Here is a 22,569-nt window from a genome sequence, read left to right as displayed (position 1 = left end):
GCACCTCCCGGGTCACCCCCGCTGCCGGCGGCGCGGCATCTGCTCGGCGGAACCGGCCGCGGCGGGCAGGCCGGCGGGGTCGGCCGGATCCGCCACGTCGGCCAGGTCGCGCAGGCCCGCCGGGAGCGGCCCGGTGTGCACCACGCCCAGCCGCTGGGTGGCCCGGGTGAGCGCCACATAGAGGTCGCTGGTGCCGAACTCCGCGGGCTCGGCCACGATCACGGTGTCGAACTCGAGACCCTTGGCCTGCCGGGGGTCGAGCAGCACCACCGCGCTGGTCAGGTCCGGGGACCGACCGGTGGACGCCTGCGGGAGGACGGCCGACAGCGCGTCATGGCGGTCCCTCGGGGCGATCACCGCGAGACGGCCCTCGGCGCGGGTCTCCCGCGCCACGGCCGCGGCCACCGCGCCGGGCAGATCGCCGGTGTGCTCCGCCCAGGGCCGTACCCCGGTGGCGCGGACCGAGCGCGGCGGCTGGAAGGCGGGGTCGACGGTACGGGCCACCCGCGCCGCGACGTCCATGATCTCGGTCGGGGTGCGGTAGTTGACGCCGAGCCGGGTGTGCTCCCAGCGGTCGCCGACGTACGGCTCCAGGATCGAGGACCAGGAGCCGCAGCCGCCCGGCTCCGCGGTCTGCGCGGGGTCGCCGACCAGGGTCATCGAACGGGTCGGGCTGCGCCGCATCAGCAGCCGCCACGCCATCGCGGACAGCTCCTGGGCCTCGTCCACGATGATGTGGCCGAAGGCCCAGGTGCGGTCGGCGGCGGCGCGTTCGGCGGCGCTGCGGTGGTCGCGCTCCTCGGCGCGGTCGGCCAGCCGTTCGGCGTCGATGAGGTCGTGGGCGGCCAGCACCTCCGACTCCTCGTCCTCGCGGTCCTCGAACTCCAGGGTGCGGGAGCCGTAGGAGAGGTCGAGCACACCCTGTGCGTACTCGATGCGCTCCTGGCGCTCGGCCTCCGCGGCGGCGCGGGCCGCCGCGTCGTCGTGGCCGAGCAGTTCGGCCGCCTCGTCCAGCAACGGGACGTCGGCGGGGGTCCATTCGCCGTCGGTGCGGCGGATCGCGGCGGCGTCGGCGTCGGAGAGGTGGACGGGGTCGCCGAGGAAGTCGGCCACGAGCTGCCGCGGGGTGAGGGCCGGCCACAGCTCCGCGATGGCCGCGTGCACCTCGGGGTTGACCGCGATCGCCTTGCCGAGCTGGGCGACGTCGTCCGCGCCGAGGAGGTTGGGCCCGCCGAAGGGGTCCGCGCCGATCCGGTCCACGAGCTGGTCGGTGAGGGCGTCGATGACACGGAAGGCGAAGTGCGGACGGGCGAGGTTGTGCGGCAGCCCGGTCTCCCGTGCCTTGTGGCCCGCCTCGGACGCGATGTCCTTGTCCAGTACCAGATCGCCGTCGTCGTGCTCGATGACGATCGCGGGGTCGGGCAGCGTCTGCCGGTCCCGTACGGAACGGGCCAGCGCATCCGCCATCTCCGCACGGCCCTTGACCTCGGCGGCCTCGGGGGTGTCGGTGCCGGTGGCCGTCACACCGGGGAAGAGCTCGCCGAGCGTGGCCAGGAGCACACCGGTCTCGCCGAGCGAGGGCAGCACCTCACCGATGTAGCCGAGGAACGCCGGGTTCGGCCCGACGATCAGCACCGCGCGGCGCGCCAGCGACTCCCGGTGCGCGTAGAGCAGATACGCGGCGCGGTGCAGCGCGACGACGGTCTTGCCGGTGCCGGGGCCGCCCTCCACGACGTGGACGCCGTGGTGCGGGGCGCGGATGATCTGATCCTGTTCGGCCTGGATGGTCTGCACGATGTCATGCATCCGGCCGGTGCGCGCGGCGTCGAGCGCGGCGAGCAGCACGGCGTCCGCGTCGGATCCCTCATGCCCGGTCCGTATGGTGTCCGAGAGGTCCAGGATCTCGTCGTGCAGCCCGGTGACCTTGGGGCCCTCGGTGGTGATGTGGCGCCTGCGGCGCAGCCCCATGGGGGTGTGCCCGGTGGCGAGGTAGAACGGACGGGCCACATCGGCCCGCCAGTCGATGACCAGCGGGGTGCGGTCCGCGTCATCTCGCCGGATGCCGATGCGGCCGATGTGGTAGTCCCGGTCGTCGCGGAACAGCAGCCGGCCGAAACACAGCCCCCGCTCCCCCGCCTCGAACGCGGCGAGCAGCCCGGACCGCTCGGCCACCAGCACATCGCGCTCCAGCCGCGCCTGGAAGGTGGAGCCCCCCAGGGACAGGGCCTCGGTCACCGACTCCTCGGCTCGTGCCCTGAGCTCGGCGAGGCGCCCGTTGAGCAGATCAAGGAATTCTTGCTCACGGTCCCATTCCTCGTTTGACAATTCGACTCCCGCCGGGATACGATGACTTCATCAGGTTTCCCCATGCCATAAATGCAGTGGCAAAGGAAATCCCCAATATACGCCGAGAAACGCCCCGGCCGTCAAGGCAGCCGGGGCGTTTCTCTGTTTTATGGCCTCATTTCACCTGGATGACGTGTTTGCCGCGGACACCACCGGCTTCCATGGCGCGATGGGCCTTTGCGATACCGGAGAGCGGATGGACGGTGTCGACGACCGGCCGGATCGCCCCGTTCTCCACATACGCGGCGAGGTCCGCGAAGAGCTGGTGCAGAGGGTTTCCCGTGAAGAACCGCATCCGCCGGGCGCCGTGCACGGTGGAGAGGAGCATGGAGCCCAGCGAGGACAGCGGACGGTCGGTGTCGAAGGCGATGGCCACCATCCGCCCGCCGGGCGCCAGCAGCCCGCGATAGGCGCCGAGCTCGGTGCCCACCGTGTCCAGCACGGCGTCGAACGGCCCGATGGCGGCCGGACCGGTGGTCCGGTAGTCATGCGCCTCATCGGCGCCGAGCTCCCGGACGAGGTCGAGCGCCTTCGCCCCGGCGAGCGCGGTGACATGGGCGCCGAGCGCGTGCCCGAGCTGGACGCCGACGCTGCCGACACCGCCGGCCGCGCCACGCACCAGCAGCCGCTCGCCGCCCATCAGGCCGATCTTGTCACGCAGCGCCGTGATGGCCGTGGTGCCGACCCCGGGCAGGGCTGCGGCCCGGACCAGATCGATGCTCTCCGGGGCGTAGGAGAGCTGACGGGGCCGGACGGCCACATACTCGGCGGCCGCCCCGAACCTCAGATGCGGCATCGCACCCCACACCCGGTCGCCCACCGCGAGATGGCGCACGGAGGAGCCCACCTCGGCGATCTCCCCTACGATGTCGACGCCGGTGCCCTTCGGGAACCTCCTCCCGGTCACCAGCTTCAGCTTGCCCGCCCGGCCCGAGAGCTCGCCGCCGTTCACACTCGTGGCATGCACTCGCACGAGCACCTCGTCCGGACCGGCCACCGGCTTCGGCAGAGTGCCCTCGTACAGCACCTCGGGAGGTCCGTACCGGTCGTACCGCGCCGCGCGCATCTCGCTCATCGCCCTCATCGTCCCTTTCGCACATCGGGGTTGCCGCCACGCTAATGCGCGCAAATGGGGAAACCGCCCGCTCGGCGTAAGGTGAGAAACATGCCTGCTCACGTCTCTCAGATAGCGTCCGCCACCGGCTTTCGGGACACCGGAAGTCCGGGATTGCGGTCCGACGCGGCGTCCAACCGCCGACGTGTCCTCGAGGCGGCCCGGACGCTGTTCGTCTCGCGTGGGCTCGATGTGCCGATGGCCACCATCGCCCGTCGTGCCGGGGTCGGGGTGGCCACGCTCTACCGGCGCTTCCCCACCCGGGAGGCGCTGGTCACGGAGGTGTTCTCGGACGAGTTCGCCGCCTGTGCGACGATCGTCGACGACGCCCTGGCCGACGACGACGCGTGGCGGGCCTTCCGCCGGACCCTCGAGACGGTGTGTGCTTCGCAGACGCGGGACCGGGAGTTCAACGACGCCTTGCTGTCGTCGCTCCCCGGCACGGTCGGCTTCGAGCGGGAGCGGCTGCGCATCGAAGAGGGCTTCGCCGAGGTGGTCCGGCGCGCCAAGGCCGCGGGGCGGCTGCGCGAGGACTTCGACGTGTCCGATCTGAGCCTCGTCTTCCTGGCCAACAGAGGTGTCATCGGCGACGTGGCAACGGCACCGGCCGCGTCCCGGCGGCTGGTCGCCCACCTCCTGCGGTCCTTCGAGGCGGGGCGGGCCGAACCGGCCCGCCCCCTCCCGCCACCCGCCCCGCTGGGGCTGGGCCGGTTGCCCCGGACGTCCGGGGGATGAGCTATCGGGCGGTGCCGAAGTCCTGCGTCCAGTAGTTGCCAGGCTGTGCCAGGCCGACGCCGATCTCCTTGAAGTCGCAGTTCAGGATGTTGGCCTTGTGGCCGGAGCTGTTCATCCAGCCCTCCATGACGCTCTTGGGCGAGTCATAGCCGTAGGCCACGTTCTCGCCGTAGCCGCTCCAGGAGTAGCCCGCGCGCTCGATCCGGTCGCCCGGGGAGGAGCCGTCGGAGCCGGTGTGCGACATGTTGCCGTGGGCCGCCATGTCCTCGCTGTGGTCCTGGGCGGCCTTGGTCAGCTTCTCGTTCACGGTCAGCGGCTCACAACCGGCCTTGTCGCGCTCGCTGTTGACGAGATCCACCACTTCCTGCTGGTCGGTGGCGGCCGCGGAGGTGGCGGAGGGGGAGCCGGCGGGTGCGGCGGACTGCGACGCCATCGCGGCCGAGGGAACGCCCACGGCGGCCACGGCGAGCGTGGCGATGGCTATCTTGCGGCGGTGCGTCGTGCTGCTGCGGTGCTTGCTCATTCGGGACCTCACACTCGGTTGAGGTCCGTCATTCTTGGAGCCGTCCGCCACACGGGCAACACACGTGTTCGTACGACACGAGTTCGTAGCGAGGCGGGAACTTGCGCTCAGTGGCGAGTCATGCTGAACGGGCTCCGGGGATGGCCACGGCGACCCGACGCGCCCTCAGAAATCCCGGCAACCAGGCGAGTGGGGGGCGGGCCGGAAGTGCCGGGGCCGGGGCGACGCGGAATCCTCCATGTCCGACAGGGCAGACAAAAGCCACTATGCCGCCTAGTCGATATGCACCGCTACACCCGCTTTACTCCGGCACTCGGTGTGAGAGATGTCATGACATGGCGGTGGGCGGTCAGCGGCGGTAGATGGTGATCGAGTGGCCGACCTCGTCGATCGGCCGGCTGCCGTCGATCAGCGCCGCCAGCCGTCCGGTGGCCTGGGCGATCGAGGAGTCCGAGACCACCAGCAGCCCGCGCACCCGGTCCGGGGCGACCCGGCGTGGATCGGAGGCGCGGATGCCGTAGGCGGACGGCACACCGCTGCCCTTGTAGACGAGCCAGATCCGCTCGCCCCGGTAGCGGTCCCGGAGGCGGTCGGCCAGCCGCCCCAGATCCTGCCCCCAGTCCACGTTCGAGTCGTGCAGCCGCAGATGGGTTCGGGACGGGCCGCCGAACGCCTCGTTGGAGTACGGCAGGTAGTACGGATACGTCCGCAGCGAGCTGACCGCGACGAACAGGACCAGCGCCAGCGTGGCCCCGTACGCCCATCGCCGCCGTACGGCCATCAGCCCGGCCGCCGCCACCGCCAGGAACATCGGCAGGAAGATGGCGTACCGCACCCCGAGGTTGCGGGCCCCGTCCAGGGCGGCGAACAGCAGCACGGCCGCGGGGACGAGCACATACGGCGCGGCGGGCCGCAGCCGGGGCACCGCCGCCATCGTGACCGCCCCGGCCGACCAGAGCGCGAGCATGCCCAACGGCGTCTTCACCAGCAGCGCGACGGGCAGGTAGTACCAGAGCGACCCGACGTAGCGGCGGCCGAGCAGAAAGCCGCGCCAGGTGTCCTGCTCGAAGCCGAACTGGATGCGCATCCCGTCGCGGTACGCCTCCGGGAGCGGCAGCCAGTGGACGGCGAGCCCGCGCAGCCCGTGGACGGCGGGCACCGGCCCGGTGGGCGTCCAGCGCAGCCGGGGGTCGACCAGGAGGTAGGTGGCCCACACCACGGCCACCGCGATCAGCGCCATGGCCACCGCGGCCGCCACTCCGATGCCGAGCGACCGCGCATGGTCGCGCGGTGTGCGGTGGCGCGTACGGCGGGCGTACCGGACCGAGAGCACGGCCAGGAGCAGCAGCACCGGGACCGCGGCCAGCATGCTCATCTTCGTGGCCAGGGCGGCGCCGAGCGCCACCCCCGCGAGTGGCAGGTGCCATCGTGGCCGCCGCCGCGCCCGCCACAGCAGCCAGACCGATGTCAGCAGGAACCCGGCCGCCGGTACGTCGAGCGTGGCGAGCGAGCCGTGTGCGATGACGTCCGGCGAGAAGGTGTACAGGGCGAGGGCCACCGCCCCTCCCACCGGGCCGGTCAGGTCGCGGGCGAACGCGAACACCACCAGTCCGAACAGCAGCGTCAGCGCGATCATCGGCAGCCGCGCGCACAGCATCAGCCGCCAGGGGTCGTTGCCCGCCTCGTACAGCACATGCCGCCCGAGCGCCGTCTGGTCACCGGCGAATCCGGCATCGAGGTGCGGCCGGGCGAACGCCACCCCCGTCGCGATGATGAGCTTGCCCAGCGGCGGGTGCTCGGGGTTGTAGCGCACCCGGTGATGGTGCAGGGAGTCCGCCGCCGCGCCGACGTACACGGGCTCGTCGATGGTCGGCGTCTGCTCCACCGCCGTGGTGACCATCGCGACGGCCATCTGGACGAGGAGCGCCGCGACGGCGGCCACCACCAGCCACCGCCGATGCCGCGCCGACGCCGCCGACCACCGCCCCTTCGGTCCGCCGACGGTCCTGGTCACGCTGTCGATCACACCGGCCCACCGCATAGCGACAGACGCTAACGCCCTCGTGCCCCCGCATCCGGCATCCACCCGAAACTTGCGCCAAGTCCGCAAACGGGCCCGGTCGTTGCGGCGGGCTATCGCTGACCGGCCGCGGGCCAGCCGTGTTCGAGGAGGGCGAAGGCGGCCTCGATGGCCTGCCGGGCGTCGCCCCGGCCCCGGGCGAAGCTGACGGTCTCCAGCGCGAAGTGGGCGAGCGCCGCACACCCGGGGTCGTCCTCGGGGGCGCCGGTGGCCTCGGCGACGGCGGCGGCGAGAGCGGCCTCGTGGCGCATCCACATGCGGCGGCCGTACTCCCGCAGCGCCGGGGTGCTCTCCGTCAGCTCGACGAACCGCGCCATCTCGGGGTCCCCTGCGCCGTCGGGGTGCATCCGCAGCGTGTGCTCGCGCAGAGCCGTGGGGATGGACATTCCCTCGGGCCGGTCGCGCACGACGGCTATGAGGGCTGCTTCCCGGTCGGAGTCCAGGTCGAAGAGCAGGGCCTCCTTGCTGGGGAAGTGCTTGAAGACCGTGGTGGTGGAGACGTCGGCGGCCTCCGCGACGTCCCGCACGCTCACCTGGTCGAAGCCACGGTCGAGGAACAGCCTCAGGGCCGCGTCCGCCAGCGCCTGGCGGGTGGCGGCCTTCTTGCGCTCACGGCGCCCCATCGTCTCGCTCACGGGGACCACCCTACCCGTAAGTGGACCGAATAGAAAAGTTGAGTCGTTGCACTTTTTTAGTCGGTGTGCTCTTCTGTTCGGGGCGGGGCCCCGCCCTTTCGGCTCCCGACTTTCGGAACCCCGCGCCGAGCGCGTTGAAAAGGAAGTGATCCGCCATGTCCGTATCCGACGCACCGCCGTCCGGCAGTCCCGCCCCGCCGGAGACCACCCCGAAAAGCGTCCGTCCGGCCCTGCTCGGTGTGCTGCTCGCGATGCTGCTGTCGATGCTCGACTCCACGATCGTCGGCACCGCGATGCCGACGATCGTCGGAGATCTCGGCGGCCTGGAGCACATCTCCTGGGTGGTGACCGCCTACACCCTGGCCACCGCCGCCTCCACGCCCGTCTGGGGGAAGTTCGGCGATCTGTACGGCCGCAAGCACATGTATCTGATCGCCGTCGTCGTCTTCACGCTTGGCTCGGCGCTGTCCGGCGCGGCCCATACGATGACCCAGCTGATCGTCTTCCGGGCGTTGCAGGGCCTGGGGGCGGGCGGGATCGGCGCCGGTGCCTTCGCCCTGATCGCCTCGCTGGCGCCGCCCCGGGAGCGGGGCCGCTACCAGGGCATGACCGCCTCCATCATGGCCATCGGCACCATCGGCGGCCCGCTGCTCGGCGGCTTCGTCACCGGTCATCTCGGCTGGCGCTGGGCCTTCTTCATCAATCTGCCGCTCGGCGTCCTCACCCTGGTCTGGTGTCAGCTGATGCTGCGGCTGCCCGCCACCCGCGCCAAGGCCCGTATCGACTGGCCGGGCATCACCGTGATGACGACGACCGTATGCGCCCTCACCCTGGCCGCCACCTGGGCCGGCTCCACCTACGCGTGGACCTCATGGCAGATCCTGGGCCTGTTCGCCCTGGCCGCGGTGGGCGTGGCCGCCTTCGTGGCCCGGCAGCGGCGCGCGGCCGAACCCCTCATGCCGCTGCGCATCTTCACCGGGCACCGCAACTTCTCCCTGGCGTCCTCGCTGATCCTGGTGGGCGGGGTGGTGATGTTCGGCTGCTCGCTGTATCTGCCGCTGTACCAGCAGACCGTCCAGGGCGTCTCCGCCTCCCGCTCCGGTCTGCTGCTGCTCCCCCTGATGATCCCCGTGGTGATCATGTCCCAGGTCGGCGGCAAGGTCATGTCCGCCACCGGCCGGTACAAGGTCTTCCCCATCGTGGGCACGGTCTGCATGGCCGTCGGACTGTTCCTGCTGGCCACCATGGACACCACGACCTCCCGCGCGGCCACCGGATGCTTCATGGCCCTGGTGGGCACGGGCATGGGCTGCCAGATGCAGATGGTCACCACGATCGCGCAGAACAGCGTGGAGATGCGCGACATGGGGGCAGCCTCCGCGTCGGTCACCCTCTTCCGCACCATCGGTGGCTCCCTGGGCGTGGCGGTCTTCGGTTCGCTCTTCACCGGCGCCGTGCGGGGCCACGCGCCCGCCGGGGCGGAGACGGGCGAGGCCCGGCCCGATCCGGCGGCGCTGGCCCGGCTGCCGGAGTCCGTCAGGGACGGCTATCTCCACGCGGTGGCCACCGGGACCCAGCGGATCTTCCTGACCGCGGCCGTCGTGTGCACCGTGGCCTTCGTCGCCGCCCTGTGCGTGCAGGAGGTCCCGCTGCGGGGCAGGCCGGGCCCGGTGGCCCAGCCGCAGAAGGCCGAGGAGGCCGCGGAAACCGAGGAGACCGCCTCCCCGGCCGCCCCGTAGAACTCGCCGGGACGCACGGCGCCAAGCAGGTCAGAGGAAGTCCCTACGGTTCGGGCAGCGCCCCGAAGGGGCGCGGGGAACTGCGCGACCAGCCACGACGGCGCCGCAGTCGGCCGACAACGCATCACGGCACTTCCAGCGGAGCGCTCAGAGCGTCTGACGCCGCACCAGCTCATGCAGCTTGCCGCCCGCGATGGCCATCAGCTCGGCCGGGGCACCCTGCTCCACGATCCGGCCGTCCTCCATGACCAGTACGCGGTCGGCGTCCATGACGGTCGACAGCCGGTGTGCGATCACCAGCCGGCTGGCGTTGAGCCGACGGGTGCTGTCGATGACGATGCGCTGGGTCTCGTTGTCCAGGGCGCTGGTGGCCTCGTCGAAGAAGAGGACGCGCGGACGGCGGATGAGGGCCTGGGCGATCATCAGCCGCTGCCGCTGACCGCCGGAGATGGCGCCGCTGCCGGAGATCATGGTCTGGAGTCCCATGGGCATCTGCCGGATGTCCTCGGCCAGACCCGCCAGTTCGGCGGCCTCCATGGCCTCCTCGGGGGTGTACGGCTCGGCTCCGCGGATGCAGTCGAGGATCGTACCGCCCAGGGGCTGGGCGTTCTGGAGGACCACCCCGCACTGGCGGCGCACGGCCGCCTGGTCGAGGGCGGCGAGGTCCTGTCCGTCGTAGAGCACGCTGCCGGACACCGGCCGTTCGAAGCCGATGAGCAGCCGCAGCAGGGTCGACTTGCCACAGCCGCTCGGGCCGACGACGGCCACGAACTCGCCCGGCCGGATCTCCAGCGAGACATCGTCGAGCACCAGCGGACCGTCGTCGCCGTAGCGGAAGGTGAGGTTTCGGGCCCGGAGGTCACCGGAGAGCCGCCCCGGCTGGGCGCTGCCGCCGCGCACCTCGGGCGGCTCGTCCAGGATCGGCTTGACCTGCTCGAACATGGGCAGGACCGCGACCACCGAGACCAGGGAGTTGGTGAGCTGGGTGAGGGAGGTGAGCAGCATGGTCACGGAGGTGTTGAAGGTCAGGAAGGCGCCCGCCGACATGCTCCCCCGCGCCGGACCGGCCAGCAGCATGAACACGGCGAGGGAGACCAGCGGGAGATAGACGGAGTCCAGCACCTGGGTGAGGTTCTTGATACGCCCGGTGCGCTGGTGCAGATCGCGGGAGTGGGCGAAGCCACGGGCCCAGGCCGCGTAGGCGAAGTTCTCGGCCGCGGCCACCCGCAGCTTGGGCAGCCCGCGCAGAGTCTGGAACGCCTGGTTGTTGAGCTTGTTCTCGCTCTCCACCAGCCGTCGCTGCCAGCGCACCTGCCACAGCCCCATCCCGAGGAAGACCCCGGAGACCACCAGCAGTACGGCGATCACCACGAGCGCCAGGGAGGCGCTGTAGTACATCAGCAGGGCGAGGTTCATCACGCCCACGGTCCCGGCCTGGAGGACCGTCGGGGCGATCCCGGACATCACCCGGCGCATGGTGCTGATGCCGAGTGCCGCGCTGGCCAGCTCTCCGGTGGAGCGCTGGGCGAAGAAGGTGGTGGGCAGCCGCAGCAACCGGTCCCACACCGCGGGCTGGAGGGTGGACTCCAGCCGCCCCTCAAGACGCAGCAGGGTCAGGTTCTGCAGCAGCATGAAGGCGGCCGCCACGACGCCGGCGACGATCAGGGCCAGGGAGATCTGGACGATGGGGCTCTTCTCGGCGCGGGGCACGAAGCCGCCCAGCACCTGGCCGGTGGCGAGCGGCACCAGCGCGCCGAGCGCCACCGTCACCAGCCCGCTGATCAGGAGGTTGCGGACGTCCCCCGCGGCGCCGCGCACACTGAAGCGCATCAGCCGCCACACCGTCATCGGCCGGTCGGGCAGCGGACGGTAGAACATCACGCCCCGCGGCTCGAACTCCTCCGCGTTGCCACCGCCCACCCGGATCCGCAGACCGGAGGCCGGGTTGACCGCCTCGTACCGGCCACGCCGCCACAGCAGCGCCACCGGGGCCCCGGACTTGGCGCGGTAGCCCACCAGCGGTCCGGCGTCCTCCCGCCACCACTGGCCCTCGAGACGGACGGCCCGGGTGCGGATCCGGGCGTGGGCGGCGATGCGCTCCACCGGGTCCGTACGGTCGTCGGTGGCGTGGCCCCGCGGCGGATCGGGCAGGGTGATCCCGGCGGCCTCCGCCACGGCGCGGCACACCGCGTGCACGGCGTCGTCGGTGCTCTCCTCCGACGGCCGCCGGTCCCGCCGGGGCCCTCCGATGGAGGCGATCAGCGCCTGGTCGGCGCGGGTGCGCACGGCCTCGCCGGCCCGGATACCGGCCGCCGTACGGTCCGCGTGGGCCCGCTCCATGGTCTCGATCCAGCGGTCCACGGCGGTGCCGAGCCGGTACTGCTGGTTGACCATCCGCTGCCACAGCGCGCCGTCGATCAGCAGGTCACCGGCGGCCTGGGCGCTGTACTCGGCGCCGTAGCGCACACTGCCGGGCGGCACCGGGAGCCAGAGCAGGTCCTCGTCGGCCGCCTCCGCGTCGGGCGCGGCCCCGCCGTCCAGCGGGGCCTGGAAGAGGACGCCGAGGCTGCGGCTCACCCCGAGCGCCACGGCATGTTCCAGCGGGGTGGGCGGGGTGTCCTGGAATCCGCCGTCGTACGTGGCGTACGGATCGCCGGACTGGCCGGTGCCGTACGCGTCGTAGGCCTCCGGGCGGTACAGCTCGCGCAGCGGGATGCGGCGCACCAGGCAGTCCTGCGAGGGCCTCCCCAGCAGGGTGTGGCGCGGCCCCTCGACCGGGCCGGGGAGCGCAGCGCCCGTCTCCAGGCGGCCGAGGAAGTGCCACTGCCCCTCCTCGGCGGCGTCCACCGCGAACAGGTCCAGGGCGCCGCCGACGACCAGCCAGAGCACCTGCGGGCCCTCCAGCGGGAGGCTGCGCAGCCCGGCGCAGTCGACGGGCGTGCCGAGCGCGCCCAGCGCCTGGACCACCGCGTCGCCGCCGTCCGCGGCCACCGCCGCGGCCGGGTGAACGGACGCCATGTCAGTGCTCCTTCATCAGCTCGGCGTACGGGCCTCCGGCGGCGGCGAGGTCCTCGTGCCGGCCGCGTTCGACGACCGTGCCACGGTTCAGGACGAGGATCTCGTCGCTGTCCCGTACGGTGCTGAGCCGGTGGGCGATCACCACACACGCACAGCCGCGGCGGCGCAGGTTGTCCATGACGAGCTGCTCGGTCCGCGCGTCCAGGGCGCTGGTGACCTCGTCGAGCACCAGCACGCTGGGGCGGCGCACCAGGGCGCGGGCGATCTCCAGCCGCTGCCGCTGGCCGCCGGAGAAGTTGCGGCCGTCCTGCTCCACCCGGCAGTGGATCCCCTCCGGGCGCCGTGCGATCACATCGTCGTAGAGCGCGGCGTCCCGCAGGGCCTCCACCACCGCCTCGTCCGGGATCGACGGGTCCCACAGCGCCACGTTGTCCCGCACCGTCCCCTCGAAGAGGAAGATCTCCTGGTCGACGAAGGAGACGGAGGCGGCCAGGGCGCCGCGGGGGATGTCCTCCAGGCGCTGTCCGTCGATGCGGATGACCCCCTCCCAGGGGGTGTAGAGGCCGGAGACGAGCCGGGAGACGGTGGACTTGCCACTGCCGGAGGCGCCGACCAGCGCCACCTGACGGCCGGGCCCGACGAACAGCGAGAAGTCGCGCAGCAGCGGCTGGTCCAGCGGGTTGTAGCCGAAGGTGATGTTCTCCAGGGTCACCTGCCCGGTCAGCCGGCGGGTGTCCTCGCGCGGCTCGTCGCGGGTGTAGAGGGAGTCCACCGGGAAGTTCTCCACGTCCTTGAGCCGGGCCACGTCGGCGGAGAAGTCCTGGATGCGCCCGGCCACTCCGTTGAGCCGGGTGATGGGCGCGGTGAAGCGGGTCACCAGCGCCTGGAAGGCCACCAGCAGACCGATGGAGATATGGCCCTCGACGGCCCGCAGCCCGCCGATCCAGAGGATGAGGGCGCTGTTGAGCGTGGCGAGGGTGGGGGCGACCACGGCCAGTACGGAGCTCGGCACGCCGAGGCGCTGCTGCTCCTCCAGGGTGATGGCGTGCTGACCGGCCCAGCGGCGGAAGTAGCCCGCCTCGCCGCCGGTGGCCTTCACCGTCTCGATGAGCTGGAGACCGGTGTACGAGGTGGTGGTCAGCCGCGCGGTGTCGGCCCGCAGCTTCTGGGTCCTGGTGGCCCGCAGCCGCACCACCACCCGTATCGCCACCACGTTGAGCAGCGCCAACCCGACCCCGACGCCGGTGAGTTGGGGGTCGTAGGTCCACAGCAGCACGGCGTAGAGCACCACGACGACCCCGTCGACGGCCGCGGCGGCCAGATCGCGGGCGAGCGTCTCGGCCACCGTGTCGTTGGAGCGCAGCCGCTGGACCAGGTCGGCCGGGCTGCGCTGGGCGAAGAAGGTGACGGGCAGCCGCAGCAGATGGCGCAGGAATCGCGCGCTGCTGAGGGTGGAGGAGATGATGCGCCCGCGCAGCAGGTTCGCCTGCTGGACACCGGTGAGCACGGCGGTGAGGACCACCGCCACCGCCATGGACGCGAACAGCGGCTGAAGCGTCGAGTCCTGGCCGGCGATCAGGAAGGTGTCGATGAAGGTGCGGCTGAGCGCCGGGACCGCGGCCCCCACCGCCACCAGCAGCAGGCTGGCCAGCAGCGACGCGAGCAAGGTGCCGGTGGTGCCGCGCATGCGCGCGGGCAGGGCGCCCAGCACCCCGGGGCGGCGTCCGCCGCGGCGGAAGGAATCCTCGGGTTCGAGAACCAGGACCACACCGGTGAAGCTGGTGTCGAACTCCTCGATGGGAACGAAGCGGCGCCCCTTGTCGGGGTCGTTGATGTGGACGCCGCGCTTGCCGAACCGCCGCCCCATGCCGTCGTAGACGACGTAGTGGTTGAACTCCCAGAACAGGATGGCCGGGGCCTGGACCTCCACGAGGGCATCGGGCTCCATCTGCATGCCCTTGGCGCGCAGACCGTAGCTCCGGGCGGCCTTGAGCAGATTGCTGGCGCGCGAGCCGTCCCGGGAGACTCCGCAGGCGATCCGCAGCTCCTCCAGCGGCACATGGCGCCCGTAGTGTCCGAGCACCATGGCGAGCGACGCCGCACCGCACTCCAGGGCCTCCATCTGGAGCACGGTGGGGGTGCGCACGGTACGGCGCCGGGGCTTCCTCGGCCCGGCTCCGCCACGCGGGGCGCGCCGCCGTCCGCGGGCCGGCTGGGGGCTGCGCGCCCCGCTGCTTCCGGCGGGTGCGGGCCGGGGCGGTCCGGCCTCGTTCGTCGCGGTCACGGGAGCAGCCAATCGATGGGGTGCTGGGCGTCCAGGTGGACGGTGCCGTCCGTCAGGGTCATGGAGCCGAGGGCGAACGGCGGGCCCTCGGGGGACGACCAGCGGTAGCCGGAGCGGGTGCCGCGCTCGCGGTCGAGGCGCACCTGGACGGCGACCGGCGGGCCGTGCTTGGAGAACTCCTCGCCCAGTTGCTCACTCCCGAGGTAGGAGCCGATCTGCTGGCTGGACTGGGCGGTCCGGCCGACGGCCCGCACCTGGCCGCGGAGCACACCGTAGGTCTGCGTCGGCGCGGACTGCACACCGAGGTCGACCGACGCGCCCACCCGCACCGAGGCCGCCCGGTCCGCGGGGACGTACAGGGTCGCGACCAGAGGGTCGTCGGAGTGGCGGACCCGCTCCACCGAGGCCACGTTCGCGCCGGTGTTCAGTACGGAGCCGATCGAGGCGGAGAGGGTGGTGAGGCGGCCGGCGGCGATGGTGCGCACGACGGTGGTGCCACGGGTGGTGCGGACCTTCAGCAGCGGCGCGCCCGCCGGGAGGGTGCTGCCCTCCTGTGCGAGGACGGAGGTCACCTGGCCCGCGATCGGGCTCTGCAGCACATAGCTGCCCTGGCCGTGGGTGAGGATCCCGGTGGCGTCGAGGGTGTTGGACACGGTGCCCGTGACGGCCCATACGGCGGCCCCGGCCATGACCACCACCGTGACCGCCAGCGCCAGCCATCCCTGGGGACGGGCGTAGCGCACCGGCAGGTCGATGTCCTCTGCCGACTGCGCCTTGGAGAGGGCCTGCTGGCGGAACTGCACGAGAGTCTTTCCTCAACCGCGAAGGGAGTGATCGAAAACCGCGAAGGGAGTGATCGAAAAGGGCGCCGTGGACCGCCGAGTGCCCCGGACCAGGCAGGCCCGGGGCACAGGAAAGGCGGTCTGTCAGCCTCAGAGGCTGCCGACGACCCCACCGACGATGCCGGTGGTGTTCAGGCCGGTGACACCGTCAACCGTGCCGGTAACGGTGCCGAGAGCGCCGGTCACCGGGCCGGTGACGGCGTCCACGGTGCCGAGGACGTCGCCCACCGGGTTGCCGATCCCGCCGGCCACGTTGTCCAGTTCGGCGTCGGAGATCTCCTGGGTGGCGACCTTGGGCGCGTTGTTCATTGTTGCGTCTCCCTTGGGTGACTGTCTCATTGAGCTTGCAACAGCGCATGGGTGCCGAGGGGAATCGGCTCCCGCGGCATGGTCACGGGGATCCGGAAGGAACCGGGGATCCGTGGATGCCGAGCGCGGAATGGGATGTAACCACGGGGCTCGCCACGCTGCGAATCAGCCAAGTCCGGAACCGGGCATTCCGCCACTTTCCGATCACACAGCGGGCACAAATGCGCACCCCATCGGCGCCGTTCCCTCACAGAATGGTCACCGAGCGCATCCGGCAGCGCGTCCCTTGTGCGAGGTGACGCGCGTCATGTCGGGCCTGGCCGCCACGGCCGGGGCCGAGGTGGCGCACGGGCCGGGGCGCACACATGGGATGTGTGTAACAGGTGTGCCGATCACTTGAAGACCGGGCGAACGAAGCGACATGCGGCGCCGGGCGGCACGGGAATGCGACATGTGCGACTTCAAGCCACCCGACCGTCTTCCGGCACCGCCTCGCCGTCCGGCACCGGCCCGGGAGCGGTGCCGTCGCCGAACGGGCGCCCGCCCAGCTCCTCGCGATGATGCGGCGTCAGCCATCCGGAGAGGTCGGGGCCGAGCGGGACGATGCGGCGGGGGTTGATGTTGGTGTGCACCTGGTAGTAGTGGCGCTTGATGTGGTCGAAGTCGACGGTGTCCCCGAAACCCGGCGTCTGGAAGAGATCACGGACATACCCCCACAGCACCGGGTCCTCGCTGAGCTTGTTGCGGTTGCACTTGAAGTGGCCGTGGTACACGGCGTCGAACCGGACCAGTGTGGTGAACAGCCGGATGTCGGCCTCGGTGATGGTGTCGCCGACCAGATAGCGCCGCGTGGCCAGCCGCTCGGACAGCTCGTCGAGACGGGCGAAGAGCCGCCGGTACGCGTCGTCGTAGCTGTGCTGATGCTCGGCGAAGCCCGCGCGGTACACACCGTTGTTCACATCGCGGTAGATGCCCTCCGCCACGTCGTCGATCTCGTCGCGGTGCTCCTCGGGGTACAGATCCGGGGCCCCCTCGCGATGGAGGGCGGTCCACTCGGTGGCGAGGTCCAGGGTGATCCGGTGGTAGTCGTTGGTGACCAGTTGGCCACTGGGGACGTCCACCACCGCGGGCACGCTCACCCCGCCCGGATATCCCGTCTCGCGGGCGTCGTACGCCTCGCTGAGGAAACGGGTGCCCAGCACCGGGTCCCGGTCCCCCGGGTCCAGGGTGAAGCGCCAGCTGCGCTCGTCCTGGATGGGGTCGGTGACGGCCAGCGAGAGGGCCGGCTCCAGACCGAGCAGCCGCCGTGAGACCAGCGCGCGGCTCGCCCAGGGGCAGGCCCGGCTGACCACCAGCCGATAGCGCCCGGCCGCCACCGGCCAGCCGTCCCGGCCGTCGGCGGTGATCCGGTCGGCGAAGTGCGGTGCGGAGCGGCGGAACTCCTTGCGCTCGCGGGGTGTCTCCTGGTCAGCGGTGTTCAACGGGACCACCTACCACCTTCCGAAGCGGGAACCGTCGTGGACGGTCCGGGTCACGGGTCGGCTGCCGCGGCTCTGGTGCCACGGGTGACACCTACCCGGTTCCACATCCCGGGGAGGGGTATTCCTCACGGAACGGACAGCGTGGCGATACGGAACGGGTGGCGCCGGGGCGGCGCACCAGCGTTCAAGACCGGAGGCGAGGCCACGGGCCAGGGTCGGGGCATGCCTGAAGACAAGGGATGGAAGAGCCCGTACCTGCTGCTCACGGTCACCATGCTGCTGTGGGGCAGCTCCTTCGCCAGTTCCAAGTCGGTGGTGGCTCAGCTGCCGCACAGCGTGGCGGCGCTGCTGCGCTTCGGTGGCGGGGCGGTCGCCCTGCTGGCGGCGGTGGCGGTCTTCGGCAAACCGGCGGCCACCCCGGCTGCCGCGCGTGGCGCCAGGCGGCGCGCGGCGCTCGCGGGCGTCCTGGGGGTCTTCGCCTACAACGGCTTCTTCTTCTGGGGGCTGTCGCTGGCGCCCTCGCTCGACGCGGGCATCGTCATCCCCGTCCTCAGCCCGGTACTCACCAGCGCCCTCCTCCTGGTCACCGGCCGTGAGCGGGCCTCCGGGAGGCGGCTGGCGGGGCTCGCCCTCGGGCTCGCAGGGGCGGCGGTGTTCTTCTTCGGCGCGGGCGGCAGCACACACGGCGGCACCACCCGGCTCTCGGGCGATCTGCTGTATCTGCTCAGCGCGGTGTGCTGGGCCGCGTACACGCTCATCGGGCCCCGGGTGCTGGCCGGGATCGATCCGCTGCGCGCCATGACGTACGCGACGTGTGCGGGGGCGGTGCTGCTGGGGGCGCTCGCCGCGCCCGACCTCGGCGAGGTGCACTGGAACGGGCTGCCGGCCGGCCTCTGGCTGAACGTGGTGTTCCTCGCCATCGGCCCGGCCGCCGTGGCCAATCTCCTGTACTACCGCGGAGTGGGGACAGTGGGTCCCGCGTCCGCGTCCTTGATGATGTTCATGGTCCCGGTGGTCACCACCGTGTGCGCCATGGTCTTCCTGGGCGAGTCCTTGGGCGGTCTCCAGGCGCTGGGCGCCCTGGTGCTGCTGTCGGGGGCGGTGCTCGCCGTCACTCGGGGACGTGTGCCGGCACGTCCCCGAGCGCGCACCGCGCCCACCGCGGGAAAGAAGCCCTCGGAGCTGTGAGCACCGTACGGCGCCGGTCTGCATCACTCCCCTCGTGGTGATACAGACCGCCCGCCACGCTGGGAGGCGGGGCTTCGTTTCCCGCGCGGTGCGGCAAGAGTGACGCTAAAGCCGATCACGCGGGCGGGCAACGGTGCACGGTGCGCACCGCCCGCCCGCGACATGTGCACGGTGCGCAGTCAGTCCGCCGGGTGGAGCCCGGCGATGTGCAGAGCGTGCACCAGGTCGTGGATCCCGGAGCCGGTGGTGAGCAGGTCGCGGCTGAGCAGGTGTTCGGCGGCCCGCAGATGCGCCCTGACGGTGTTCCGGCTGAGACCGAGATGGCGGGCGGTCCGCTGGGCGTCGGTGTTCGCGTCGATCCAGGCGCGCAGGGTCGTGCGCAGATCGCGGCCACGGGTGTCCTGGAGCGGGCGGAGGAACTCCCGGGCCCAGGCATGGGCGGGCTCGGTGCGGAACAGTTCCTCCAGGGTGGGCACCGGCCGCCCGCCCCGGGCTCCGAAGCCACCTGCGGAGCCGAAGCCGCCCTCGGAGCCGAAGCCGCCGTCCGGCTGCCCTCCGGTCAGGCAGAAGGCCAGGTCGAGCGCGGCCCGGGTGCGTACCTCGCCCAGGTCCAGGCCGAGGGTGACCTCCACCCGGCTGAGGTGGTGGGACACGGTGTTGCGGCTGATGTCCAGCAGCCGGGCCACCGCGGACCGGGGGAAGGTGACGGCGAGCCGGGTGATGTCCAGGGTGGCTCTCGGGGTGGCTCCCAGTGGCCGTAGCAGGGCGCGGGCCCAGGTGCCCGCCTCCGTGTGGGGCAGCAGGGGCACCAGCGGTGTCCGGCCGAGGTAGGCGGCCATTCGCTCGGGCGTATGGCGCGCCGCGGCCAGGGCGTGCAGGGCCTGCCCGTACGCCTCGGCCGTGGCGCCGAGCGGATACGGACTGCTGATGCCCAGCGCGTAGAGCGGGTTGTCCCGCACCAGGCGGCGCAGCACCGCACCCTGGCCGTGTGCCGTCTCGGGGTCGTCGGCGGAGTCATGGGGGTCGGTGCCGGGCTCGTCGCCGAACCGGCCACCGGTCTCGTCGGCGGACTCGTCGTCGGATCCGTCGGCGGCCCCGTCCGCGACGAGACAGATGAGGTGCTCCTTGAAGGCCGGGCAGTGCACCATCAGGCCGGTGCCGTGATAGCCGGAGCCGTCCTGGTAGGTCTGCGCCAGCCGGTCCCGGTCCTCCGGCGGGCAGTGCAGCAGATAGACGCGCAGCCGTGCGGCGTCCAGCAGTGCGGGGACGGCGCCGGTGGTCATCCGGCGGGCCAGGGTGAGATCTCCCGCCAGCAGCGCGCTGAAGACGGCGAACCGCAGCTGCCGCGCCTTGTACTGATAGCCGCGGAAGGTGGTGTCCGCGTCCTGCGCCCGGTCCAGGAGCGCGATGAGACTCCCGGCGTGCGAGACCAGCGACGCCGCTTCGCGGGTGGGCGCCGATGCGCCCGCCACCACCAGCACGGGGCGTGGCGCGTGCGAGCCGAGCGCCTCGAGCCGCACCTGAAGGTCGCCGGTCTCGGTGGCCGCGGCGGCCATCTGCCCACCGGACAGCCGTGCCAGCGTCGGTTCGAGCGAGGGCAGGATCTGCCGCGGGAAGCGCGCGGTGGAGGTCTCGACCGCGCCCGCGCCGCCGACCAGCGCGACATCGGCGTCGATCTGCCGGCCCAGCCAGTCGAGTACCGGCCGCGGATCCGCCCCGGCCCCCCGGCTCATCTGTCGCCGCACCTCGTACAGCAGCTCGTCCAGCCGCCCGGTGTGGGCCCGTGCCTCCACAGCCGTACTCCTCCTCACCCCCCGTACCAGATCATCCCGCGCGGACCGATCGGCGGTCCGCGCTCCGACGTACTTTATTGACCGGTACACGGGACCTCGGACAGTGCCGTACGTATCAGGCCGGTCTCGCGGGGCGGGTCTGCCCCAGCGGGGATGTCCGCGCAGGCCAGGGCACGGTCGGAAGGAAGGGCGACGACGCCCTGGCGATCAGCTGGAAGGGCCCCGAAGGTGGCTTCGGCGGCCCCGTCGACAGCTTCCGCAGCGCGGGCTGAGCCGCAGGGCGTTCAGGACACCTCAGGTTCAGCCGCTTGACGAAGCACCAATCCGAACGGGTCGGAACCTGACTTCAGGCCACTTATCGGACTTCAGGCCACCGAGCGGAACAGGCCCTCCAGCGCCATCGCCACCTGGTCGGTGGAGAGCGGGTCGTCGACACCGCCCGCCGCGTAGATGCCCCGGTCCAGTTTGATGCCGCGCGTCATCGCGCCGAGCAGCGCGGCCAGTTCGGTGCCCCGCAGGGCGGGCTGGTGGCCGGCCCGGTCGAACAGCCCGTCCAGCATGGTGCCGATCCGGCGGCTGAACCGCTTCTCATGGTCCACCAGCGCCGCAGCGGCATCGCCGTCCCGGAGCGCCATCAGCCGGAATTCCAGGTGGATGAAGACCCAGCGGACGTCCAGGCGCTCGCCGTTGAAGATCTCGGCGAAGGTCCGGGCGAGCTGGGGGGCCAGATCCCGCTCGGTGTCCATCTCGTCGATCCGCTCCCCGATGTAGTCGGCGGTGCGGTCGCTGTGCCGCCGGAAGACATCGAGGAAGAGCTTCAGCTTGCTGTCGTAGTTGGAGTAGAAGGCCCCGGTGGTCCTGCCCGCGCACTGGCAGATGTAGCCGATCGACGCCCCGTGGAAGCCGCGTTCGGAGAACGCTCGCTCCGCCCCGACGATCAGCGCTTCCACGGTCTTTGACCGCTGCGGCGGCATCGGTGTGCCCCTCTCCCCCAGCTGTTCGGAAACCTGGCCAGATCCGTACGGTAGCCGATCTGTCCCTCTGTTCAGTAGGGAACCCTATCGGTAGCGTTCCCTATCGAAGACCGCGGCGGACGGCTCCGGGACGCTCGCCGGGGACAGTTCGAGGATCACGAAGGAGAGCCATCGTGAACGCTCCGATGCCCACGACCCATGACGACCTCCGAGACCTCCATGACCTCCCTTCGTATCCGAAAGAGCGGGACGACTACATCAACCCGGCACGCGCACTGCTCACCGGGCCGCCGATCAGCCCGCTGAGGTTCGCGGGCGGCAGCACCGGCTGGCTGGTGACCGGCTATCACGAGGCGCGGGAGGTGCTGCGGGATGCCCGGTTCAGCGCCGAGCGCTGGCGGGGCGACGACGCGATGCGGCCGGTTCCCGAGTCGGTCCGCAGGGACCGGAGCAGCGGGGCGGGGTCGTTCCTGGCCATGGACGCGCCGGCGCACGGCCACTATCGGGGGCAGCTCACGCGGTACTTCACGGTGCGCCGGATGCGGGAGCTGGAGGCCCGCATCGAGGACATCGTGGCCGATCAGCTGGACGCGCTGGAGGCGGCGGGCAAACCGGCCGATCTGGTGCGGCACTTCGCCCTGCCCATCCCCTCGCTGGTGATCTGCGAGATGCTCGGTGTGCCGTACGAGGAGCGGGAGCTCTTCCAGTCCGTCGCCGCACGGCTGCTCCGCCAGGACCGCACCGATGCGGAGTTCGTCGCCGCGAAGACCGAGCTCGACACCTTCCTGCGCACCCTGGTCGAGGCCAAGCGCAAGGACCCGAAGGACGATCTGATCTCCCTGCTGACGGCCGTCGACGAGCTCGACGACGAGGAGATCGGCGGCATCGCGGGGCTGCTGCTCATCGCCGGTCACGAGACCACCACCAACATGCTCAGCCTCGGCACCTTCGCCCTGCTGCGCGACCCCGAGCAGCTGGAGCGGCTGCGGGCCGACGAGTCGCTCCTGCCCCAGGCGGTCGAGGAGCTGCTGCGCTACCTGAGCATCGTCAACGCCTTCCCCGTCCGTATCGCGCTGGAGGACGTCGTCGTCGGCGGCGTCACCGTCACCGCGGGCCAGTCCGTGGCCGTCTCGGTCCCGGCGGCGAACCGGGACCCGGCGCTGGTGGACGACCCGGACACGCTCGACGTCGGGCGTCCCCGCAGCAGTCATCTGGCCTTCGGCTACGGCATCCATCAGTGTCTGGGGCAGCATCTGGCCAGGATCGAGCTGGTGGCGGGCTACCGCGGACTGCTCCGCCGGTTCCCGGGCCTGCGGCTCGCCGTGCCGCCGGAGGAGGTCCGGATGCGCAGCGACATGGTCATTTACGGAGCGCACGAACTGCCCGTCACCTGGTGACGGCGCCGGGCCGGACCGGGCCCGGCCTCCGCACGGCCGAAATCATCACATGAGCTCCACGGACACGGAGTTCATGTGATGATTCGGTGATCCCGGCCCGTCCGGTCCGGG

17 protein-coding genes are annotated in these 22,569 nt (G+C 71.7%); 5 read left to right on the top strand and 12 right to left on the bottom strand.

The window, feature by feature from the left end; genetic code table 11:
- Positions 1–12 precede the first annotated feature (12 nt).
- The gene (locus tag J2Z30_RS07985; RefSeq protein ID WP_078957136.1) at positions 13–2,325 is read right to left on the bottom strand and encodes a HelD family protein; all 2,313 of its coding nucleotides are present in this window, start codon (positions 2,323–2,325) and stop codon (positions 13–15) included.
- 136 nt (positions 2,326–2,461) lie between these two features.
- Positions 2,462–3,421 carry an NAD(P)-dependent alcohol dehydrogenase gene (locus J2Z30_RS07980; RefSeq protein WP_044579998.1) on the bottom strand — a complete coding sequence of 320 codons (960 nt, stop codon included), beginning with the start codon at positions 3,419–3,421 and terminating at the stop codon, positions 2,462–2,464.
- Positions 3,422–3,511: 90 nt separating this feature from the next.
- On the opposite strand from J2Z30_RS07980, the gene J2Z30_RS07975 reads away from it, so the two are divergent.
- Positions 3,512–4,195, top strand: coding sequence for a TetR/AcrR family transcriptional regulator (locus J2Z30_RS07975; protein ID WP_044579997.1), 684 nt, complete (start codon positions 3,512–3,514; stop codon positions 4,193–4,195).
- Position 4,196: 1 nt separating this feature from the next.
- On the opposite strand, the gene J2Z30_RS07970 is transcribed toward J2Z30_RS07975, so the two are convergent.
- The 3 genes from J2Z30_RS07970 to J2Z30_RS07960 all read right to left on the bottom strand — a co-directional run bounded on the left by J2Z30_RS07970 (position 4,197) and on the right by J2Z30_RS07960 (position 7,421).
- Positions 4,197–4,718, bottom strand: a complete 522-nt coding sequence (locus tag J2Z30_RS07970) for a CAP domain-containing protein (RefSeq protein WP_044579996.1) — start codon at positions 4,716–4,718, stop codon at positions 4,197–4,199.
- A 349-nt stretch (positions 4,719–5,067) separates the two neighbouring features.
- Positions 5,068–6,630 carry a phospholipid carrier-dependent glycosyltransferase gene (locus tag J2Z30_RS07965; RefSeq protein ID WP_245387760.1) on the bottom strand — a complete coding sequence of 521 codons (1,563 nt, stop codon included), beginning with the start codon at positions 6,628–6,630 and terminating at the stop codon, positions 5,068–5,070.
- Positions 6,631–6,851: 221 nt separating this feature from the next.
- Entirely contained in the window at positions 6,852–7,421 is a 570-nt protein-coding gene (locus J2Z30_RS07960; RefSeq protein WP_044579994.1) for a TetR/AcrR family transcriptional regulator, read from the bottom strand.
- A 167-nt stretch (positions 7,422–7,588) separates the two neighbouring features.
- Between J2Z30_RS07960 and J2Z30_RS07955 the strand changes: the two genes are divergently transcribed.
- Complete coding sequence (locus J2Z30_RS07955; RefSeq protein WP_044579993.1) at positions 7,589–9,172, top strand: MDR family MFS transporter; 1,584 nt, start codon at positions 7,589–7,591, stop codon at positions 9,170–9,172.
- Between the two features lie 147 nt (positions 9,173–9,319).
- On the opposite strand, the gene J2Z30_RS07950 is transcribed toward J2Z30_RS07955, so the two are convergent.
- From J2Z30_RS07950 to J2Z30_RS07930, 5 genes are all read right to left on the bottom strand, one after another.
- A complete protein-coding gene (locus tag J2Z30_RS07950) occupies positions 9,320–12,190 on the bottom strand; it encodes an NHLP bacteriocin export ABC transporter permease/ATPase subunit (RefSeq protein WP_044579992.1) in 2,871 nt (956 codons plus the stop codon).
- 1 nt (position 12,191) lies between these two features.
- Entirely contained in the window at positions 12,192–14,474 is a 2,283-nt protein-coding gene (locus J2Z30_RS07945; RefSeq protein WP_078957135.1) for an NHLP family bacteriocin export ABC transporter peptidase/permease/ATPase subunit, read from the bottom strand.
- Positions 14,471–15,277 carry an HlyD family efflux transporter periplasmic adaptor subunit gene (locus J2Z30_RS07940; protein ID WP_044579991.1) on the bottom strand — a complete coding sequence of 269 codons (807 nt, stop codon included), beginning with the start codon at positions 15,275–15,277 and terminating at the stop codon, positions 14,471–14,473. Before J2Z30_RS07940 ends, J2Z30_RS07945 begins: the two co-directional genes overlap by 4 nt.
- 129 nt (positions 15,278–15,406) lie before the next feature.
- Positions 15,407–15,625, bottom strand: coding sequence for a hypothetical protein (locus J2Z30_RS07935; protein ID WP_044579990.1), 219 nt, complete (start codon positions 15,623–15,625; stop codon positions 15,407–15,409).
- A 461-nt stretch (positions 15,626–16,086) separates the two neighbouring features.
- Positions 16,087–17,106 carry a glutathione S-transferase family protein gene (locus tag J2Z30_RS07930; protein WP_044582426.1) on the bottom strand — a complete coding sequence of 340 codons (1,020 nt, stop codon included), beginning with the start codon at positions 17,104–17,106 and terminating at the stop codon, positions 16,087–16,089.
- Between the two features lie 222 nt (positions 17,107–17,328).
- Between J2Z30_RS07930 and J2Z30_RS07925 the strand changes: the two genes are divergently transcribed.
- Positions 17,329–18,294, top strand: a complete 966-nt coding sequence (locus tag J2Z30_RS07925; RefSeq protein ID WP_044579988.1) for a DMT family transporter — start codon at positions 17,329–17,331, stop codon at positions 18,292–18,294.
- A gap of 179 nt (positions 18,295–18,473) precedes the next feature.
- Here the strand turns inward: J2Z30_RS07925 and J2Z30_RS07920 are convergent, their stop codons facing one another.
- Positions 18,474–20,087 carry a helix-turn-helix domain-containing protein gene (locus J2Z30_RS07920; protein WP_044579986.1) on the bottom strand — a complete coding sequence of 538 codons (1,614 nt, stop codon included), beginning with the start codon at positions 20,085–20,087 and terminating at the stop codon, positions 18,474–18,476.
- Positions 20,088–20,164: 77 nt separating this feature from the next.
- Between J2Z30_RS07920 and J2Z30_RS07915 the strand changes: the two genes are divergently transcribed.
- Positions 20,165–20,359: a hypothetical protein gene (locus J2Z30_RS07915; RefSeq protein WP_209468602.1), complete on the top strand. Its 195-nt coding sequence runs from the start codon at positions 20,165–20,167 to the stop codon at positions 20,357–20,359.
- A 93-nt stretch (positions 20,360–20,452) separates the two neighbouring features.
- Here J2Z30_RS07915 and J2Z30_RS07910 read toward each other — a convergent pair whose 3' ends face one another.
- Positions 20,453–21,061, bottom strand: a complete 609-nt coding sequence (locus J2Z30_RS07910) for a TetR/AcrR family transcriptional regulator (protein ID WP_052701819.1) — start codon at positions 21,059–21,061, stop codon at positions 20,453–20,455.
- Between the two features lie 173 nt (positions 21,062–21,234).
- Between J2Z30_RS07910 and J2Z30_RS07905 the strand changes: the two genes are divergently transcribed.
- Entirely contained in the window at positions 21,235–22,458 is a 1,224-nt protein-coding gene (locus J2Z30_RS07905) for a cytochrome P450 (protein WP_078957134.1), read from the top strand.
- The last annotated feature ends 111 nt before the right edge of the window (positions 22,459–22,569 follow it).

Source organism: Streptomyces iranensis (assembly GCF_017874715.1).
GTDB classification, from domain to species: Bacteria; Actinomycetota; Actinomycetes; order Streptomycetales; family Streptomycetaceae; genus Streptomyces; species Streptomyces iranensis.
Note: the sequence above shows the minus strand (reverse complement) of the source record. Positions and strands in the feature narration are given on the sequence as shown.

Bases quoted from the DNA above. Each gene is read 5' to 3' on its own strand.
- J2Z30_RS07980 (WP_044579998.1), bottom strand. From the start codon at position 3,421: ATGAGCGAGATGCGCGCGGCGCGGTACGACCGGTACGGACCTCCCGAG.
- J2Z30_RS07975 (WP_044579997.1), top strand. From the start codon at position 3,512: ATGCCTGCTCACGTCTCTCAGATAGCGTCCGCCACCGGCTTTCGGGAC.
- J2Z30_RS07970 (WP_044579996.1), bottom strand. From the start codon at position 4,718: ATGAGCAAGCACCGCAGCAGCACGACGCACCGCCGCAAGATAGCCATC.
- J2Z30_RS07965 (WP_245387760.1), bottom strand. From the start codon at position 6,630: ATGGCCGTCGCGATGGTCACCACGGCGGTGGAGCAGACGCCGACCATC.
- J2Z30_RS07960 (WP_044579994.1), bottom strand. From the start codon at position 7,421: ATGGGGCGCCGTGAGCGCAAGAAGGCCGCCACCCGCCAGGCGCTGGCG.
- J2Z30_RS07955 (WP_044579993.1), top strand. From the start codon at position 7,589: ATGTCCGTATCCGACGCACCGCCGTCCGGCAGTCCCGCCCCGCCGGAG.
- J2Z30_RS07950 (WP_044579992.1), bottom strand. From the start codon at position 12,190: ATGGCGTCCGTTCACCCGGCCGCGGCGGTGGCCGCGGACGGCGGCGAC.
- J2Z30_RS07935 (WP_044579990.1), bottom strand. From the start codon at position 15,625: ATGAACAACGCGCCCAAGGTCGCCACCCAGGAGATCTCCGACGCCGAA.
- J2Z30_RS07925 (WP_044579988.1), top strand. From the start codon at position 17,329: ATGCCTGAAGACAAGGGATGGAAGAGCCCGTACCTGCTGCTCACGGTC.
- J2Z30_RS07910 (WP_052701819.1), bottom strand. From the start codon at position 21,061: ATGCCGCCGCAGCGGTCAAAGACCGTGGAAGCGCTGATCGTCGGGGCG.